Raw genomic sequence first — 19054 nt, 5'->3', positions numbered from 1 at the left:
GTAGTGATGTGTCGTGAGTGATGGCCCTTTCGCGGCCACTGGCCGCTCCTACAAGTGATCGATTATCCCTGTAGGAGCGGCCAGTGGCCGCGAAGAGGCCATTTGCATTTAAATGATTCCGGAGCCAACAAACTTGTCCGAAGCCGCCCCCCCGATTCCCGTCACCATCCTCAGCGGCTTTCTCGGCGCCGGCAAGACCACCTTGCTGCGCCACATGCTCAAGGCCGAACATGGCTTGAAGATCGCCGTGATCGAGAACGAATTCAGTGACGCCGGCATTGATACCCAGCTGCTGGGCGACGAGCCGGTGCAAATCATGACGCTGGCCAACGGCTGCGTCTGCTGCACCATCCACACCGACCTGACCAAGGCGCTGTACCTGTTGCTCGAACGCCTGGACAGTGGCGAGATCGCCTTCGATCGACTGGTCATCGAGTGCACTGGCCTGGCCGACCCAGCGCCCGTCGCGCAGACCTTTTTCATCGATGAAGAGCTGCGCGAGCGCTACATCCTGGATGGCATCCTGACCTTGGTCGACGCTGCCCATGCCGGCATTCATCTGGCCCAGACCATCGCTCAGGCGCAGGTCGGGTTCGCCGATCGCCTGTTGATCAGCAAGACCGATCTGGTGCCACCGACGGTGCTGGAAGAACTGAGCGAGCGCCTGACCCGCATCAACCGTCGGGCCCCGATCCGAGTCATCGAACATGGGCGTATCGACCTGGCAGAACTGCTCGATGTGCGGGGCTTCAATCTCAATGCAGGGCTGGCGTTGCGCCCGGTCAACCAGGGGCCCAGCGTCGACCGCATCGCCAGCCTGGTGCTGCGCACCGACAAGCCGCTGGACATCGATCGGCTCAGTACTTTCATGAATGAACTGCTGGAAGAGCACGGCAAACAACTTCTGCGCTACAAGGGCGTTTTGAATATCGCTGGGGAAGATCGACGCCTGGTGTTCCAGGGCGTGCTGAAACTCTACGGCTTCGACTGGGACACCGAATGGGCCGAGGGGGAGGTACGCGAAAGCGTGATGGTGTTCATCGCCGATGATCTACCCGAAGCCAAGATCCGCGCCGGATTCGAAACCCTCTAAAGCCTGTGCCGGCCTTATCGCGGGCTCTGCCCGCGATAAGGCCGGCCCTGATACATAAAAAAGCCCGACTCAATGAGCCGGGCTTTTTCATATCAAGGCACAGCTATCAGTCGGCATACACCGGCAGCTTCGCGCAGATGGCCTTGACCTTCTCGCGCACGGCTTCGATCACCGCGTCGTTGTTCAGGTCAGCCAGAATGTCGCAGATCCAGCCGGCCAGCTCCTGGCACTCGGCTTCCTTGAAACCGCGAGTGGTCACTGCAGGCGTACCGAAGCGCAGGCCCGAGGTGACGAACGGCGAGCGTGGGTCATTCGGCACCGAGTTCTTGTTGACGGTGATGAATGCCTTGCCCAGCGCGGCATCGGCGTCTTTGCCGGAAATGTCCTGCTTGATCAGCGACAGCAGGAACAGATGGTTCTCGGTACCACCGGACACCACGTCGAAACCACGGTCGATGAACACCTTGGCCATTGCCTTGGCGTTCTTCACGACCTGTTGCTGGTAGGTCTTGAATTCAGGCTGCAGCGCTTCCTTGAAACACACGGCCTTGGCAGCGATGACGTGCTCCAGCGGGCCGCCCTGGGCGCCCGGGAAGACCGCCGAGTTGAGCTTCTTCTCGATCTCGGCGTTGGCACGCGCCAGGATCAAACCGCCACGCGGACCGCGCAGGGTCTTGTGGGTGGTGGTGGTGACCACGTCGGCGAACGGCACCGGGTTCGGGTACACGCCAGCGGCAACCAGGCCTGCCACATGGGCCATATCGACGAACAGATAGGCACCGACCTTGTCGGCGATCTCACGGAAGCGTGGGAAGTCGAGGATCTGCGAGTAGGCGGAGAAACCGGCCACGATCATCTTCGGCTTGTGCTCGACGGCCAGGCGCTCGACTTCGTCGTAGTCGATCAGGCCTTGGGCATCGATACCGTACTGAACGGCGTTGTACAACTTGCCCGACGACGAAACGCTGGCGCCGTGGGTCAGGTGACCGCCGTGGGCCAGGCTCATGCCCAGGATGGTGTCGCCTGCCTGCAGCAGAGCCAGGTACACCGCGCTGTTGGCCTGAGAGCCGGCATGCGGCTGGACGTTGGCGTAGTCGGCGCCGAACAGTTCCTTGGCGCGATCGATGGCCAGTTGCTCGACCACGTCGACGTACTCGCAGCCACCGTAGTAACGCTTGCCCGGATAGCCTTCGGCGTACTTGTTGGTCAGCACCGAGCCCTGGGCTTCCATGACAGCGGGGCTGGTGTAGTTTTCCGAGGCGATCAGCTCGATGTGCTCTTCCTGACGCAGGGCTTCTTGCTCCATGGCGGCAAAGAGATCGGCATCGTACTTGGCGAGTGTCTGGCTACGGCTGAACATGGCGGTCCTCAAGGATCGGGATGTTGGGAAAGGCGAGCATTCTACCCCATCGGCTTTTGTCTGGCATATGAAAGGCAGTCACTGCGTGAACAAGCAGGCCTCATGTCCACCGGCACCCCGGCACCCCGGCACCCCGGCACCCCGGCACCCCGGCACACCGTAGGAGCGGTCATTGGCCGCGAAAGCCACGCCGCGGTTCCACTGATCTACCGCAGGGCGCCCTTCGCGGCCACCGACCGTTCCCACAAGCGGGGGTCACTGAAACAGGAACAGCGCGTCGTTACTGAACTGCGACTCGAAGCGATGAGCCTGCATCGGTCGGCCGAACAGGTAGCCCTGAACCTCGTCGCAGCCATGCTCGCGCAGAAACTCCAGCTGCTCGTGGGTTTCCACGCCTTCGGCGATCACCGACAGATTGAGGCTGTGCGCCATGGCAATGATGGCCCGGGCGATCTGCGCATCCTGCTCGCCGGAGGGCAGACCGTCGACGAAGGTACGGTCGATCTTCAGCACGTCGATGGGGAATTGCTTGAGGTAGTTGAGCGACGAGTAGCCAGTACCGAAATCGTCGATGGCGATGCTCAGGCCGAGGTTCTTCAAGATATCGAGGATCACCATGGCCTCGTTGACCTCGCGCATCAGGATGCTCTCGGTCAGCTCGAGCTCCAGGCACGCCGGTGGCAGGCCGATACGTTCCAGCATTCGGGCAATCCGATTGCCCAGCTGGCCGTCGGCGAACTGCCGCGCGGAGATGTTCACCGACACCTTGGGCACCCGTACCTTGGCCAAGTGCCAAGCCTTGAGCTGACGGCACGCCTCGGCCAGCACCCAGTCGCCGACGTCCACCACCAGACCGAGCTCCTCGAGCACCGGAATGAACTCGCCAGGCGGCACCAGGCCGCGCCGTGGATGGTTCCAGCGCAACAGCGCCTCGGCACCGGTCAGACGCTTGCCGTCGCCGCTGAACTGCGGCTGGTAGTACAGCACGAATTCTTCTTGCTCCAGGGCATGGCGCAAGTCGCTTTCCAGCTCCAGACGTTCCAGCGCCGTAGCGTTCATGTCGGCCTGATAGAACTGGAAATTGTTCTTGCCGCGCTCCTTGGCGTGGTACATCGCGGTGTCGGCGTTCTTCATCAATTGGCTGAGCTCGCCGCCATCCTGGGGGCTCAAGGCAATGCCCACGCTCGCTGTGACGAAGAACTCGCGGCCTTCGAGCACGAACGGTTTGACCAGGCTGCCGAGAATCTGCTCCGCCACATGGATGGCCTGGTTCAAGGCCAGCTCACGGGTCGCGCGGGGTTGCAGCAGCAGGGTGAATTCGTCGCCGCCCATGCGCGCCACGGTGTCATCGTCGTCGACGCAACCCAGCAGGCGCGTGGCCATGTCCTTGAGCATGCGGTCGCCGGCGGCGTGGCCGAGCGAATCGTTGATCGGCTTGAAGCGGTCAAGGTCGAGGAACATCAGCACCACCCACGACTGCTGGCGTTCGGCCTGTTGCAGGGCGTTGTACAGGCGGTCCTGAAACAGCGTGCGGTTGGGCAGGTGGGTCAGGGCATCGTAGTAGGCCAGGCGATGAATACGCTGTTCGCTGGCCTTGCGCTCGCTGATGTCGCTGAAGAAGCACACGTAGCTGGCCAGATCGCCTTCGTCATCGAGTACCGCGGTGATGCCGACCCAGGCCGGGTAGTGCTCGCCATTGCGCCGCTTGAGCCAGACCTCGCCTTCCCAGGTGCCGCGCAGTTGCAGTTGCTTGAGCACATAGCGCAGGTGGGCTTCCTGCTGGTTATCCACGGTCAGCATGTTGGGCAGTTGGTCCAGCACCTGGGTTACCGCATAACCGCTGACGCGGCTGAAGGCTTCGTTGGCCTGGACGATATAGCCCGCCGGGTCGGTGATGAGAATCGCCGACGTCGAATGTTCGAACACCGTGGCAGCCATGCGCAGGTCCTTCTCCGCGCGGCGCTGCTGGCTGATGTCGCGACCCACGCCCAGCATGCCTTCCAGAGCCCCTTGCGCATCCCAGATCAACACCAGACGCAGCTCGATGGGAATCTTGCGGCCATCGTTGCGCATGCAGTCGAACATGAAGACCTGGGTCTTGAGATCGCTGCGCAGCGCGGCCAGCTCGGCCGGCACATGCAACGCCCGACGGACCTGCGTCAGCAGCGCATTGATCCCCGTCATCTGTGCGGGATTGGCCAGCATGCCCTGCCAACCGTGCTCCAGCACCCAGTCTGCTTCGTAGCCCAGCACGCTCTGCACCGAAGGGCTGACGTAGTTCAGTTCCAAACGGTTGTTGGTCGAGAAGATCACGTCGCTGATGCTCTCGGCGAGCATGCGGTGGCGCTTTTCGCTCTGGCGCAGCGATTCGCTCGCCGTCCTGTGGCTGGTGATGTCGGTGATGCTGAGAATCACCGCGCGGTAGTCCTCCGGGTGCTCGGGAAAGCGCACGGTCAGCCACAGGTACTGGTCCTGGCCCTGCTGGTTGACCAGGCGGATTTCCTGTTCCAATTGCTGTTGGCGCTCCAGCAGCGCAGCGATCAGACGGTGGCCGATGCCGGTGGCCGAGCCGCCTTCGATGAGCTTGCGCCACGCCTGTTCGCCGGTGTCCACCTGCAGCACCCGCAAGGCAACCTGGTTCACTTCGGTGATGCGCAGTGCCTGCAGCAGGTCGAGGCGCTTGGTTGGGTTGTCCTGCAGCCACTGTGCAGAGTCGGTGTGCCCGTTGCGCCCGACCCGCTCGAAGAACGCCAAGACGCCCGACAGGTCGAGCACGCACAGCGCCACTCCGGCGCCTTCGAAGATGTCCTGATAGCGGCGACGCTCTTCGTTGAGCTCGCGCTGGCGGCGGCGCATGCCCAGCAGCGCAAGCAATGGCACCAGCGACACCAGAAGGCCCAGCAGGCATTTGCCCACCAGCGGCGGCAGGAGCGCCAGGCGCGCCTGTCTGGCGTCGAACAAGCTGCGCAATTGCCAGTCGCTATGGCTCAGCGGGGTCACCAGTACACTCTGCGCAAGCTCGGTGGCGCTCAGTTCCGAGGCGGTGAGCGGGGCTGGGCCGGCGCGGCCGATGATGTGCTTGTTCGCGTGATTTTCCAGGACCCAGCTGGGGTTCTCCTCGCGCTCGACCTGGTGGATGAGGCGGCTGATGACGGTAGGGCTCATGCGCAGCAGCCAATAGCCGTTGGTGTTTTCGCCAGGCTGGCGGATCAGCAGATAGACCAGGTCTGCGGCTGTGTTGTTGGTGTAGTAGTGGCTGTCGCCATCCAGGCGACCTGTCAGCAGGGCAATGAACGGCGCGTCAGTGGCGTCCGGTAGGGTGTCGGCGATGACTCGGGCATCGCCGCTGAGCCAGGCCAGGCTTTGCAGTTCCGGCACCGAGCGGCGGACGCGAGTGAGCGTTTCGGCCCGTTCCCGCGCGCTGGGGAAGGGCTGAGTCGTGAGCAACTGGTTCAGCGCGATCTGCGCATTGAGCGCCATGTTCAGATTGACGTGATCGGCCAGGTCCGCGCTGTAGTCGATGCTGTGCTGGCGCTGGTCGGCCTGGGTGCGCTGGAACTGGTCGAGCAGCTGCCAGAACAACAGCATCAGCAACATCAAAACCACGAATGCCAGCGCGCCTTTCAACGAACCGTGCAGCGGCGTACCTGACCCTTGGACAGGCGGGCGCAAGGAGGACGGCTGATTGAAATTGGTCAAACTGAAATCCTGCGATATGACAGTCGGGGGCAGGCATAGGCGCGGGCCCAACCAAAGGGCACGTGAATCATGCGTGTTACACCTCGCACTATAAGCGCTAGCGCCCAAGGCCGGCTAGCGCAGCGTAAAACCACCGTGCTGCGCCTGACACGCCGCACCCACCGCCGACGCGGCTCGCGCCGCTGCTACAGCGCTCGTGTCGCTTCCGGACGTTCGTTCACACCGCGATCCGCCTGGCGCACCGCGTTTACCGCCGACGCGGCTCGCGCCGCTGCTACAGGCGCCGCAATCCCGTAGCAGCGGTGCAAGCCGCGTCGGGCCCACCGCGATCCGCCTGGCACACCGCGTCACCGGACGCGCCCTGGTTTGCCCTGACTCCCGCATTCCGGTAGCTTTGAACACCTTGCGGGGGCCCAAGCTTCCATCCTCTATCTCGCACCTTCTTTATCCAGGTTCATTCCATGGCTCAATACGTCTACACCATGCATCGGCTGAGCAAAGTCGTTCCGCCGAAGCGGGAAATCCTCAAGAACATTTCGCTGTCCTTTTTCCCCGGCGCCAAGATCGGCGTGCTCGGCCTGAACGGCTCGGGCAAATCCACCTTGCTGAAAATCATGGCTGGTGTCGACAAGGAATTCGACGGCGAAGCCCGCCCGATGCCCGAGCTCAACGTTGGCTACCTGCCTCAGGAACCACAGCTCGACCCGACCAAGACCGTGCGCGAAGTGGTCGAGGAAGCGGTCAGCGTGATCAAGGACGCCCAGGCCCGCCTGGACGAGGTCTATGCCGCCTATGCCGAACCGGACGCCGACTTCGACAAGCTGGCCGCCGAACAGGCCAAGCTCGAGTCCATCCTCCAGGCCAGCGACGGCCACAACCTGGAACGGCAACTGGAGGTCGCTGCCGACGCTCTGCGCCTGCCGGCCTGGGATGCCAAGATCGAGCACCTGTCCGGTGGTGAGAAACGCCGCGTGGCCCTGTGCCGCCTGCTGCTTTCGGCCCCCGACATGCTGCTGCTCGACGAACCGACCAACCACCTGGATGCCGACTCCGTCGCCTGGCTGGAGCACTTCCTGCACGACTTCCCCGGCACCGTGGTCGCGATCACCCACGACCGTTACTTCCTCGACAACGTCGCCGGCTGGATCCTGGAGCTCGACCGCGGCGCCGGCATTCCGTACGAGGGCAACTACTCTGGTTGGCTCGAAGCCAAGTCCGATCGCCTGGCGGCCGAATCCAAGCAGCAGTCGGCCCACGAAAAAGCCATGAAAGAAGAACTGGAGTGGGTGCGCAAAGGCGCCAAGGCCCGCCAGTCGAAATCCAAGGCCCGCCTGCAGCGCTTCGAGGAAATGCAGTCGCAGGAATTCCAGAAGCGTTCGGAAACCAACGAAATCTACATTCCGGCCGGTCCGCGCCTGGGTGACAAGGTCATCGAATTCAAGAACGTCACCAAGGGCTACGGCGACCGCGTGCTGATCGACAACCTGTCGTTCGCCATGCCCAAAGGCGCCATCGTCGGCGTGATTGGCGGCAACGGTGCCGGTAAATCCACCCTGTTCCGCATGCTCATGGGCAAGGAACAGCCGGATTCGGGCAGCATCGAAGTGGGCGAAACCGTGCAGCTGGCGTGCGTGGATCAAAGCCGCGACGACCTGGACGGCAGCAAGACCGTGTTCCAGCAGGTCTCCGACGGTTCGGACAATATCCGCATCGGCAACTACGAAATTCCGTCACGCACCTACGTAGGCCGCTTCAACTTCAAGGGCGGCGACCAGCAGAAGTTCGTCAAGGACCTCTCTGGTGGTGAACGCGGTCGCCTGCACCTGGCGCTGACGCTGAAGGAGGGCGGTAACGTCCTGCTGCTCGACGAACCGTCCAACGACCTCGACGTGGAAACCCTGCGTTCGCTCGAAGAAGCCCTGCTCGACTTCCCTGGCGCGGCCATCGTGATCTCTCACGATCGCTGGTTCCTCGACCGCGTGGCCACGCACATCCTCGCCTACGAGGACGACTCCCAGGCCGTGTTCTTCGAAGGCAACTACACCGAGTACGAAGCCGATCGCAAGAAGCGCCTGGGTGAAGCGGCTGCCCAGCCGCACCGGGTTCGTCACAAGAAGCTGGCGTGAATGAAAAATGGGGCCCTCTTTGCAGGGCCCCATTTTTTTGTGCGGTGCAGGGGATGTAGGCTGGAGAACGGCGCCGGTGTGTCGCTCAAGGGCCCGTCTGGATGCCCGTGACTTCCACGGTCAGGTCACCCGCAGGCCGACGCCATACACGCTCTTCACCGACTTCCGCGCCCAGCAACGCGCGACCCAGCGGCGACGCCCAGTTGATCAGGCCAACACCGGCGTCCGCCTGGTCTTCGCCAACCAGACACACGCGCTGCTCGGCACCCTGGTCGTCGGCAAAGGTCACCCAGCTGCCGATCTGTACCTTGGCGGTCGAGGTAACCGGTGCCACCACTTGGGCATGTTGCAGGCGGTGCTGGTAGTAGCGCATGTCCCGGCTCAGGTCAGCCACACGCTGACGGTCGGCACGCTCACCCATCGCCATTTGCTCGGCCTGCAGTATCTGCACTTCAGCGACACGCGCCTGCAACTGGGCCAGGCCACTGGCGGTCACGTAGTTGGGCTGCGTACTGATCAGTCGCTCCACGGGTTGGCTCGCCTGTTCGGCGGCCTGGTCTTCATTCACGAATGCGCGGCTCATGGTCTTCCTCCCTTGAGGGGCGGTACAACTCGCCCAGCTTGCTGTAGGGGAGCCGAGATGTGCCAACCGAGAGGCTGTACGAGGATCGCGGTCAAGCCCTACTCCTACAAGAACGGATGCTTGTAGAAGATTGGGCCGCAAAACCGCATCAGAGTTGCATAAGCCGTATTCAACCGGTTCAGCTGAATCGAGCGGGGCCGCGAGATCGCTGAAGATTGCAGCTGCGTTCATAACCGATCAGTAGTGGTACCACTTCACCTCGAGCATGACTTCGTTGCGCGGCGAGCTCAAATGGCTGAACTCGCGCTGGGCGCTCAGGCGCAACCCCAGGTTGCGAGAAATTTCCCACTGCTGATTCAGACTCAGGCTGCGGCGCACTTCGCCATTGGTGAAGTAGTCACCCTTGCCCTCCAGGCTGAAATTACCCAAGGCGTTCTTCCACAGCACACCGCTGTTGAAACCCGCCGCCGGTGTGACGAACTGGGCAAAGTCATTGTTGTGTTCCACCCGCGCCGTGCCAAGGGCAAAGCCCAGCAGGTGCTCGCTCAGCTGCCATGTACCGCCGGCACCGCCGTTGACGTGGGACACCAGATTCTCGTCGCCATGCTTGCGCAGCACCCGTTCCAGGCCGCCGGTCACCTGCCAGGACAGGGGCTGCAACAGCTCGTTGCGCGGCGTCAGCGAGCGGATCGTTGCCAGGTCCAACTGCTGCAATTGCCAGTCATTGCCTTCGTACTGACGCACTTTCAAGCCCAGGATCTCGATCTGCGCGCCCAGCGGAAAGCCCTCGGCGTTGTCATTGAGGTCGTGATAGGCCATGCGCAGCCCGTACTCGGCAAACGCGGTATCACCGCGGGTACCCACCCCCGCGCTCCAGGTGCGTGACTGATGGCCATCCTCGGGCAAGCCCGGCCGGTCGATATCCAGCGGTGGCGGGGGATTGCGATTGATCGCGCGCAGCAACTGGAAACTGCGCTGGGTCCTTGCCGGATCGCGCTCTTGGCCGGTGGCCCGATAGCGCTCGAGGCGAAACGCGGCATCCTGGATCAGCGCCTGCCGTTCCTTGCCCAGCGCCTGAAAACCTTCACTGTCGATCTGCGCCGTGTCGGCAGCGATCCGCTGTACCCACTGCTGCTCGCTGCTGTCCAGCGGCTTGGCGCGTTCGAGCAACTCGCGCTCGCGAGATGCGCGATAGTCGATCTTCTCGACCAGCCCGGCAGCCTTCACCGCCTTCACCGTGTCGGTGGGAATGGCGGTCAGGGGGAATTGTGAGGTCAGGTCCAGGCCTGGCCTGGCCACCTGAAGCAGTTCGAGCAGACGATACGAGCAGTTTTCATCGAAGAAGAAATAGTCGAACTGCACCTGCTTGAGTTCCCATACATGCTCGACCATGCGCCCGGTTTCTTCCGGCGTGAGGTTGAGCCGGTACTCCCACAGGTCGCGGTTTTCCAGGCTGCGGTATTCGGAAAGCTTTTCCTGGTAGGGCACCAGGGCGAACAAGCCAGGATAGCCGCCTGCCAGGCCCTTCCAGGCGTAGAGAATGCTGTTGTCACCGCCTTCGACATAGGCGCCGAAGTTGATCGCATAGCTGAGCAGCGCAGTGTTGTTGCTTTGTACATCGGCCTGATCGATGCGCAGCAAGGTATGCCCGAACATCGACGAGGGGCTGTTGAGGTACGCCGCCGGGAATATCAGCACGGCGCTGTGGGGCGCCACGTCCGAGAACCACTTGCGGAACTCGGCGCACTCCACGGTCGGCAGGTCGTTCAGCCCGAGCTGCTCGCGCAACCAGCGGGTACGCGCTGGAAACACGCACTGCGCATGCCGGTCGCCGGTACCTGCGGGTGCATAGATAGCCTTCAGCGTGGCCTGCAGCTCGGCATCCGGATGGTGCGCGCCATCATCGGCCAGGAAGAATTTGCGGTCATCGACATAGCTGCGCCAGCCGCCGAGCTTGCCACGCTCGTAGTGGCCGACGGAAATCCAGTACGGATCGTTGGCCAACTGTTGCAGACGCTGAGCGTCGAGGTGCGGAGCGGCATGCAGCGGGGCGCACACACAGAGCGCCAGGAAGGCAAGGCGTTTGAGCATTGTCGGCAACTAGTTCGGCGAAATCGGAAAGGGGGGATGCCCGCTCCGAAAGGAGCGGGCGGGTCGAGCTTAAGCCTGGGTGGCGTATTTGGCCAGACGTGGATCGTTTTTCAGGACCGCGATGGTGTTGCTGTGTACGTCTTCAGCGGTGCTGTCGGCGCTGCTGAAGATCTGCTGGAAGTGCTCGTGGGTAACCGACTGGAAGTAGGCACGGTCTTCGGGAGCGACGCCCAGAACCACGGCATAGGTGGTCAGTGCTTCGCCTTGGCCCTTGGCCATGTCTTCGGACAGCTCGTCCATCATGCCATTCATGGCAATCCAGGATTTACCGCCATAGGTCAGTGCAGCGTTGGTGGAGCAGCCGTTGGTGCCCGAGGTCATGCCGAAGGTGGCGTTGCCCGAAGTGCCGTTGGTGGTGGAAGCCAGGAAGTGCGCCGGAGTGCCGCGCTGGCCTTCGAACAACATGTTGCCCCAACCGCAATCCGGACCGCCTGGCGCTTGTGCCATGGCATTGATCGAGACGGCGGCGAACAGAGTACCCAGCAGAATCCGTTTCATAGCGTTGTTCTCTTTTTTGATGTGCTTACCGAGGGTCTAAGTGCCTGGGGATCCAGGACGGGCCGGTTATTTGGCCAGCCGCGTAACTTGGAGTTTAGGCAAGCGTTGCAGTTCCGCACGAAATGAGTAACTTGCAGCCGTGAGCGTCCAGCCCCGCTGCAGCTTGCACCGCCGCCACAGAAGCGCCCAGAATGACCGCATCTGCCCCGCCGAAGTAAGGATGCCCGATGCCCGATTCCGTAGCTGCCAGCCTGCGTCTTGCACCCGAGGCACTGACCCGCCCGTTTTCCGCTGAACAGTTCAACTTCACCACCACCAACGACCTGGAACCCTTCCGCGGCGTCCTGGGCCAGGAGCGCGCCGTCGAGGCCTTGCAGTTCGGCGTCGCTATGCCACGCCCCGGCTACAACGTGTTTGTCATGGGCGAGCCTGGCACCGGCCGCTTCTCGTTCGTCAAACGCTACCTGAAAGCCGAGGGCAAGCGCCTGCAGACCCCGGCCGACTGGGTCTATGTGAACAACTTCGATGAGCCGCGCGAACCCCGCGCCCTCGAGCTGCCGCCCGGCAGTGCAGGTGCCTTCATCGGCGACATCGGGGGGCTCATCGACAATCTGCTGGCGACGTTTCCAGCGGTGTTCGAGCATCCGTCCTACCAGCAGCGCAAGAGCGCCATCGACCGCGCCTTCAACCAGCGCTACGACCGCGCACTGGATGTGATCGAAAAACTCTCGCTGGAAAAAGACATCGCGTTGTACCGCGACAGCAGCAACATCGCCTTCACCCCGATGCTCGACGGCAAGGCCCTGGACGAAGCCGAGTTCGCCCAGTTGCCCGAAGTCGACCGCGAGCGCTTCCATACCGATATCTCCAATCTGGAAGAGCGCCTCAACGAGGAGCTGGCCAGCCTGCCGCAGTGGAAACGCGAGTCGAGCAACCAGTTGCGTCACCTCAACGAAGAAACCATCACCCTGGCCCTGCAGCCATTGCTCGCGCCGCTGTCGGAAAAATACGCCGAGAACGCCGCGGTGTGCGGTTACCTGCAGGCCATTCAGGTCAATTTGCTCAAGACCGTGGTCGAGCAGTTGGTCGATGACAGCAAGGCCGATGCCCAGGCCCGCAAGCTGCTGGAAGAGCAGTACAGCCCCAGCCTGGTGGTCGGCCATCACCAGAGCGGTGGCGCGCCGGTGGTGTTCGAACCACACCCGACCTACGACAACCTGTTCGGCCGGATCGAATACAGCACCGATCAGGGCGCGCTCTACACCACCTACAAGCAGTTGCGCCCCGGCGCCCTGCACCGGGCCAACGGTGGCTTCCTGATTCTGGAAGCCGAGAAGATGCTGGGCGAGCCCTTCGTCTGGGACGCGCTCAAGCGCGCCTTGCAATCGCGCAAGCTGAAGATGGAATCGCCACTGGGCGAGTTCGGTCGGTTGGCCACTGTCACGCTCACGCCACAGATGATTCCGCTGCAGGTCAAGGTCATCATCATCGGCGCTCGCCAGCTGTACTACGCGTTGCAGGATCACGATCCCGACTTCCAGGAGATGTTCCGCGTCCTGGTGGACTTCGACGAAGACATCCCAATGGTCGACGAGAGCCTGGAGCAGTTCGCCCAACTGCTGAAGACGCGCACCTCGGAGGAGGGCATGGCGCCGTTGACCGGTGACGCCGTCGCGCGCCTGGCCACCTACAGTGCGCGGCTGGCAGAAAACCAGGGGCGGCTGTCGGCCCGTATCGGCGACTTGTTCCAGCTGGTCAGCGAGGCGGACTTCATCCGCCACCTGGCCAACGAAGAACGTACCGACGCCGGCCACATCGAGCGTGCGCTCAAGGCCAAGGCCACGCGCACCGGCCGGGTTTCGGCGCGCATCCTCGACGACATGCTGGCGGGCATCATCCTGATCGACACCAGCGGCGCCGCGGTCGGCAAGTGCAACGGCCTGACGGTGCTGGAAGTGGGCGACTCGGCGTTCGGTGTGCCGGCGCGCATCTCGGCCACGGTGTATCCGGGCGGCAGCGGCATCGTCGACATCGAGCGCGAGGTCAACCTGGGTCAGCCGATCCACTCCAAGGGGGTGATGATTCTCACCGGCTACCTGGGCAGTCGCTATGCACAGGAATTTCCCCTGGCCATTTCCGCCAGCATCGCCCTGGAGCAATCCTACGGATACGTGGATGGCGACAGCGCGTCGCTGGGCGAGGCCTGCACCTTGATCTCGGCGCTCTCGAAAATGCCGCTCAAGCAGTGCTTCGCGATCACCGGTTCCATCAACCAGTTCGGCGAAGTCCAGGCGGTGGGCGGGGTCAACGAGAAGATCGAGGGTTTCTTCCGCCTGTGCGAGGCCCGCGGCCTGACTGGCGAGCAGGGCGCGATCATTCCGCAGGCCAACGTCGCCACCTTGATGCTCGACGAAAAGGTCCTGCAGGCAGTCCGCGACGGCAAGTTCCATGTCTATGCCGTGCGCCAGGCGGACGAGGCATTGAGCCTGCTGGCCGGTGAGCCAGCCGGTGAACCCGACGAGAACGGCGCGTTTCCCGAGGGCAGCATCAATGCCCGCGTGGTTGAGCGGCTGCGGGTCATCGCAGAAATGATCAGCGAGGAAGACCTCAAGGAAGCCGAGAAAGAGCACGCGCTGGAAGAATTGGTCGAGGTCCGGCCAACGGTGTAGGTCTCCGAGGGGCCACCCAGCACGGGTCGGCCCCTCTGCGCCATCGTGCAGGCGTCACCCGGCCAGGGTGCGCCGTCGATTTGCGGAAAACTGACCTCTGCAGGGGGCAAGCGGCTGCGACACACCGTCGCACGTCGTGCTTTGCCATGGCCGTGGCTATAATCGTCGCCAATTTCCACCACCCTGTGAGCCTCAATGGAACGCTTCATCGAAAAAACCATGTACGCCTCGCGCTGGTTGCTGGCGCCGATCTACGTTGGCCTGTCCCTTGGGTTGCTGGCGCTGGCGCTGAAATTCTTCCAGGAAATCTTCCACGTCCTGCCCAACATCTTTGCCATGGCCGAATCGGAAGTGATTCTGGTGCTGCTTTCGCTCATCGACATGGCGCTGGTTGGCGGCCTTCTGGTGATGGTGATGATTTCCGGCTATGAAAACTTCGTGTCGCAACTGGACATCGAAGAGGGCGTCGAGAAGCTCAGCTGGCTGGGCAAGATGGACTCGTCTTCGCTGAAGATGAAAGTCGCCGCGTCGATCGTGGCCATTTCGTCCATCCATTTGCTGCGCGTGTTCATGGATGCCAAGAACATCGAGCCGCAGTACCTGATGTGGTACGTGATCATCCATATGACCTTCGTCATTTCGGCGTTTGCCATGGGCTACCTGGACAAGCTGACCAAGCACTGATTGCACCTGTAGCACGGGCGCATACGGCCCGGCCTGCTGAAGTGCGGGCCTGCAGTGTGCTAGTCTGCTGGCCCTTTTATCCGGGCGCGCCCTTCATCCCCGCATGAAGATTGCGGCGCGGCCCCGCAGCGGAGCAGTGTTATGTCCGAAGTACAATTGTCGACCGACGAAACCCGCGTCAGCTATGGCATTGGCCGTCAACTGGGCGGCCAACTGCGCGACAACCCACCACCTGGCGTCAGCCTGGAAGCCATCCTGGTCGGCCTGACCGATGCGTTCCGTGGCCATGAAAGCCGTGTGAGCGAAGAAGAGCTGAACGCCAGCTTCAAGGTGATCCGCGACATCATGCAGGCCGAGCAGCAGGCCAAGGCCGAAGCTGCGGCCGGCGAAGGCAAGGCGTACCTGGCCGAAAATGCCAAGCGTGCCGAAATCACCACGACCGCCAGCGGCTTGCAGTACGAAGTGTTGAGCACAGGCGAAGGCAGCAAGCCGGCCGGTGACAGCACCGTGCGCGTTCACTACCACGGCACCCTGACCGACGGCACCGTGTTCGACAGCTCCTACAACCGTGGCGAGCCGGCCGAATTCCCGGTCAACGGCGTGATCGCTGGCTGGACCGAAGCCCTGCAACTGATGCCTGCCGGCAGCAAGTGGCGTGTCCACGTACCGAGCGAACTGGCCTACGGCGCCCAAGGCGTCGGCAGCATCCCGCCGCACAGCGTGCTGGTGTTCGACGTGGAACTGCTCGAAGTCTTGTAACCCGCCAGCGGAAACGCGGTTCCTGTAGCAGCGGCGCAAGCCGCGTCCGGCCTCATCGCGTGCGTCCAGAAACACCGCACCCACCGCCGACGCGGCTCGCGCCGCTGCTACAGGTGCCCGGCGTGCACTGCTGACGCGGCTCGCGCCGCTGCTACAGGTGCCCGCATCTACCGCCGACGCGGCTTGCGCGCCTGCTACAGGTGCATCGCATCTACCGCCGACGCGGCTTGCGCGCCTGCTACAGGTGCATCGCATCTACCGCCGACGCGGCTTGCGCCGCTGCTACAGGTGCATCGCATCTACCGCCGACGCGGCTTGCGCCGCTGCTACAGGTGCACCGCATCTACCGCCGACGCGGCTTGCGCCGCTGCTACAGACGCCGCAATCCTGTAGCAGCGGCGCAAGCCGCGTCCGGCTTCGGCGCGGTGTATCAGTGCAACTCCCCCATTGGCCGCAGTGCCCGTGCGTAGCAGAACAAAAACAGGTTGCGCACCACTTCCTTGAGCACTCCAGGTTCGCTCGAACTCAGGCCATGCAGGTCGAGGTCGCCCTGGTCGCGTAGCTCATCCAGAGCATCCTCGCCAAGCACCGCACAGACTTCACCCGTCTCGCGATGCAGGATGCGCAGGTAGGGGTGTGGGCGGTCGAGCCAGGCGTCGATCAGATAGGTCATGGCAATTCTCCTTGAGGGCATTCAATGAGAATAATTCTTATTCATATAATAGCAAGCGACTATTTGCCTTCCGCAGGCATTGCACCCTTGGAAGTCAGGCCGGGCGCCTCGCGACGGCCCGGACCGCTGGTCGGGCGACGCCTCAGACCTTGCGCACGAACTCGGACTTGAGCTTCATCGCGCCAATGCCGTCGATCTTGCAGTCGATGTCATGGTCGCCATCGCACAGGCGGATGTTCTTGACCTTGGTGCCGACCTTGACCACCAGCGAAGAGCCTTTGACCTTGAGGTCCTTGATCACGGTAACGGTGTCGCCGTCGGCCAGGGCATTGCCCACCGAGTCCTTGATCGTCAAAGCATCGCCGTCGGCACTCTCGTCGCTCGTGGCCGACCACTCATGGCTGCATTCGGGACAGATCAGCTGAGTGCCGTCTTCGTAGGTGTATTCGCTGTTGCATTTGGGGCAGGGCGGCAGCGTGCTCACGAGATTCCTCGGGGGTAGGGAATAAAGGCGCGCAGTATATAGGGTTTTTGCCGCAAGAGCCCATCAGCGCCAGCTGCCATGCAAGCTGCGCCTTTATGTGGAGTATGGTTCTTGTCTGGGAGCAGGGCTTTGGTGGAACAGGCTCTGCCAGCAAGAGCCCACCGCTCACTCACCGTAGAATCGGACACTTGTGGGAGCGGGCTCTGCCCGCGAATGGCCCACCACCGAATCAGTGCGTACGCGCCACCGCAAATTCACTCAGCTCGACCAGGGCATCCCGGTATTGGCTGGCAGGCAGCGCCTCCAGCTGAGCAATGGCCTTGGCCACATAATCGCGTGCCAGCTGCGCGGTGTAATCCAGCGCGCCACAATCCTCGACCGCAGTGCGGATGCGTTCCAGATCCTCGATCCCGCCCTTCTGGATCGCCTGGCGGACCAGCGCTGCCTGCTCGGCGGTGCCTTCACGCATGGTGTAGATCAGTGGCAAGGTCGGCTTGCCCTCGGCCAGATCGTCGCCCACGTTCTTGCCGAGGGTTTCGGCGTCGCCGCGATAATCGAGCAGATCGTCGACCAGCTGGAAAGCGACGCCCAAATGATCACCGAACGTGCGCAGCGCTTCACACTGTTCGGGGCTGGCACCGGTGAGCGCCGCGGCGCTGTGTGCCGACGCCTCGAAGAGCATCGCGGTCTTTCCGCGGATCACTTCCATGTAGATTTCTTCGGTGGTGCTGGCGTCCCGCACCTTGGACAGCTGCAGCACTTCGCCCTCGGCAATGATGCGCGTGGCGTGCGACAGAATCTTCATCACCGACATCGAGCCCAGCTCGACCATCATTTCGAACGAGCGCGAATAGAGGAAGTCGCCCACCAGCACGCTTGGCGCATTGCCCCACTTGGCATTGGCGGTGGACCGACCACGGCGCATGCCGGACATGTCGACCACGTCGTCATGCAGCAGGGTCGAGGTGTGCAACAGCTCGATGGTGGCTGCCAGCAGACGCAGGTCGTCGCTTTGATGGCCCAATGCTTTGCCGGCGAGGAGCACCAGCAGCGGCCGCAGGCGCTTGCCCCCAGAGGAGGTGATGTAGTCGCTGATCGTCGATACCAACGGCACGCGCGAGGTCAGCTGCTGCTTGATGATCCCGTCGACGGCGCTGAAATCGTCCGCCACCGCGCGGTAGAAAGCTTGGGGTTGCATCAGCGAGAGTCGCTCCAGAAGGGTTGCGCGGCATGCTAGGACGCGGGTCGGGGTGTGTCAAGGCGCGTCCATGGCCCTGGGCGCCCGCGTGCAGGCCCGGCACGGCCCGGTATGGCCCGTGAAAGGCGTTCTGCCAGGTCCGCCACGCCGATGAGGCGACTGGCGGCCTCTTGTCAGAGGTTCGCCGCTTGCGTACAATCGCGCACCCTGAACTTCCTGGGCAGCACCTGCCTTACGCAATTGCATTTGGGGCGTTCCAACCCATGCAGCCATGCCAGCCGACACTCTACTTATAAAGAGCTGGGTGAGCAGGATTATCGGAGAAATACCATGTCGTACGCAGTAATCGTTACCGGTGGCAAGCAATACAAGGTCGCCCCAGGTGAATACCTGAAGATCGAGAAACTGGAAATCGCCACCGGCGAATCCGTTACCTTTGATCGCGTTCTGTTGGTCGCCAATGGCGACGACGTGAACATCGGCGCTCCAGTGGTTGCCGGCGCTACCGTTGTGGCTGAAGTGATTTCCCAAGGTCGTCACGATAAGGTCCGCATCATCAAGTTCCGTCGTCGTAAGCACCACATGAAGCGCATGGGCCACCGCCAGTGGTACACCGAGATCAAAATCACCGGTATTCAGGCTTAATTTCAGCCTAATTCCTCACTAGGAGAATTGACTCATGGCACACAAAAAAGCTGGTGGTAGTACCCGTAACGGTCGCGACTCAGAAGCCAAACGCCTTGGCGTGAAGATGTATGGCGGCCAGGCTATCATCCCAGGCAACATCATCGTGCGTCAGCGCGGCACCCAGTTCCACGCTGGCTACGGCGTTGGCATGGGCAAGGATCACACCCTGTTCGCGAAAGTCGCAGGCGTGATCAAGTTCGAAGTAAAGGGCGCCTTCGGTCGTCGTTACGTGAGCGTTGTCGCAGCTTAATCGCGACGTCGCTGGAGAAGCCCTGTCTTGCGACGGGGCTTTTTCGTTTTTGGAGTGAGTCTCTTGCAAAGGTTTGCATGGGCTGTCGGTACGAGAGTCATTGACGGGTTTGCCGCGCTCATTTTCGCAAGAGCCTTACG

The 19054-nt window shown here is 62.5% G+C and carries 14 protein-coding genes and 1 pseudogene; 7 read left to right on the top strand and 8 right to left on the bottom strand.

All coding sequences use genetic code 11. The features are described 5' to 3' along the window. Positions 1–112: 112 nt before the first annotated feature. Positions 113–1093, top strand: coding sequence for a GTPase (yjiA, locus tag IFU31_RS07880; protein ID WP_192102655.1), 981 nt, complete (start codon positions 113–115; stop codon positions 1091–1093). Positions 1094–1199: 106 nt separating this feature from the next. Here the strand turns inward: yjiA and glyA are convergent, their stop codons facing one another. Then, positions 1200–2453, bottom strand: a complete 1254-nt coding sequence (gene glyA, locus IFU31_RS07875) for a serine hydroxymethyltransferase (protein ID WP_122475357.1) — start codon at positions 2451–2453, stop codon at positions 1200–1202. A 255-nt stretch (positions 2454–2708) separates the two neighbouring features. Next, a pseudogene (locus tag IFU31_RS07870) lies at positions 2709–5324 on the bottom strand (sensor domain-containing protein); the annotation flags it as partial. A 1289-nt stretch (positions 5325–6613) separates the two neighbouring features. Here IFU31_RS07870 and ettA point away from each other — a divergent pair. Beyond that, a complete protein-coding gene (ettA, locus tag IFU31_RS07865; RefSeq protein ID WP_122475355.1) occupies positions 6614–8278 on the top strand; it encodes an energy-dependent translational throttle protein EttA in 1665 nt (554 codons plus the stop codon). A gap of 85 nt (positions 8279–8363) precedes the next feature. On the opposite strand, the gene IFU31_RS07860 is transcribed toward ettA, so the two are convergent. The 3 genes from IFU31_RS07860 to IFU31_RS07850 all read right to left on the bottom strand — a co-directional run bounded on the left by IFU31_RS07860 (position 8364) and on the right by IFU31_RS07850 (position 11510). Next, a complete protein-coding gene (locus tag IFU31_RS07860; protein ID WP_122475353.1) occupies positions 8364–8861 on the bottom strand; it encodes a GreA/GreB family elongation factor in 498 nt (165 codons plus the stop codon). Positions 8862–9098: 237 nt separating this feature from the next. Then, positions 9099–10952 carry an Lnb N-terminal periplasmic domain-containing protein gene (locus IFU31_RS07855; RefSeq protein WP_192102654.1) on the bottom strand — a complete coding sequence of 618 codons (1854 nt, stop codon included), beginning with the start codon at positions 10950–10952 and terminating at the stop codon, positions 9099–9101. Positions 10953–11021: 69 nt separating this feature from the next. Further along, positions 11022–11510 (bottom strand): DUF3015 domain-containing protein, encoded by a 489-nt coding sequence (locus tag IFU31_RS07850; RefSeq protein WP_043192793.1) that lies wholly within the window; start codon positions 11508–11510, stop codon positions 11022–11024. 227 nt (positions 11511–11737) lie between these two features. On the opposite strand from IFU31_RS07850, the gene IFU31_RS07845 reads away from it, so the two are divergent. From IFU31_RS07845 to IFU31_RS07835, 3 genes are all read left to right on the top strand, one after another. Further along, the gene (locus IFU31_RS07845) at positions 11738–14179 is read left to right on the top strand and encodes a Lon protease family protein (protein WP_185795204.1); all 2442 of its coding nucleotides are present in this window, start codon (positions 11738–11740) and stop codon (positions 14177–14179) included. A gap of 195 nt (positions 14180–14374) precedes the next feature. Beyond that, a complete protein-coding gene (locus IFU31_RS07840) occupies positions 14375–14863 on the top strand; it encodes a TIGR00645 family protein (RefSeq protein WP_043192796.1) in 489 nt (162 codons plus the stop codon). 141 nt (positions 14864–15004) lie between these two features. Further along, positions 15005–15622 (top strand): FKBP-type peptidyl-prolyl cis-trans isomerase, encoded by a 618-nt coding sequence (locus IFU31_RS07835; RefSeq protein ID WP_122475340.1) that lies wholly within the window; start codon positions 15005–15007, stop codon positions 15620–15622. Positions 15623–16052: 430 nt separating this feature from the next. Here IFU31_RS07835 and IFU31_RS07830 read toward each other — a convergent pair whose 3' ends face one another. From IFU31_RS07830 to IFU31_RS07820, 3 genes are all read right to left on the bottom strand, one after another. Beyond that, complete coding sequence (locus IFU31_RS07830; RefSeq protein WP_122475338.1) at positions 16053–16295, bottom strand: PA4570 family protein; 243 nt, start codon at positions 16293–16295, stop codon at positions 16053–16055. 142 nt (positions 16296–16437) lie between these two features. Continuing rightward, positions 16438–16779 carry a zinc ribbon domain-containing protein YjdM gene (locus IFU31_RS07825; RefSeq protein ID WP_122475337.1) on the bottom strand — a complete coding sequence of 114 codons (342 nt, stop codon included), beginning with the start codon at positions 16777–16779 and terminating at the stop codon, positions 16438–16440. Between the two features lie 229 nt (positions 16780–17008). Beyond that, on the bottom strand, positions 17009–17977 hold the full coding sequence (locus IFU31_RS07820) for a polyprenyl synthetase family protein (protein ID WP_185795206.1): 969 nt from the start codon (positions 17975–17977) through the stop codon (positions 17009–17011). A 330-nt stretch (positions 17978–18307) separates the two neighbouring features. On the opposite strand from IFU31_RS07820, the gene rplU reads away from it, so the two are divergent. Beyond that, positions 18308–18622 (top strand): 50S ribosomal protein L21, encoded by a 315-nt coding sequence (gene rplU / locus IFU31_RS07815; RefSeq protein WP_003176051.1) that lies wholly within the window; start codon positions 18308–18310, stop codon positions 18620–18622. Between the two features lie 34 nt (positions 18623–18656). Then, positions 18657–18914 carry a 50S ribosomal protein L27 gene (gene rpmA / locus IFU31_RS07810; protein WP_008371588.1) on the top strand — a complete coding sequence of 86 codons (258 nt, stop codon included), beginning with the start codon at positions 18657–18659 and terminating at the stop codon, positions 18912–18914. Positions 18915–19054: the final 140 nt, after the last annotated feature.

This window comes from Pseudomonas sp. CFBP 13602 (genome assembly GCF_014842725.1).
In the GTDB taxonomy this organism is placed as follows: domain Bacteria; phylum Pseudomonadota; class Gammaproteobacteria; order Pseudomonadales; family Pseudomonadaceae; genus Aquipseudomonas; species Aquipseudomonas baltica.
The sequence above is the reverse complement of the archived record's forward strand: the minus strand, read 5'-3'. Positions and strand labels throughout refer to the sequence as shown.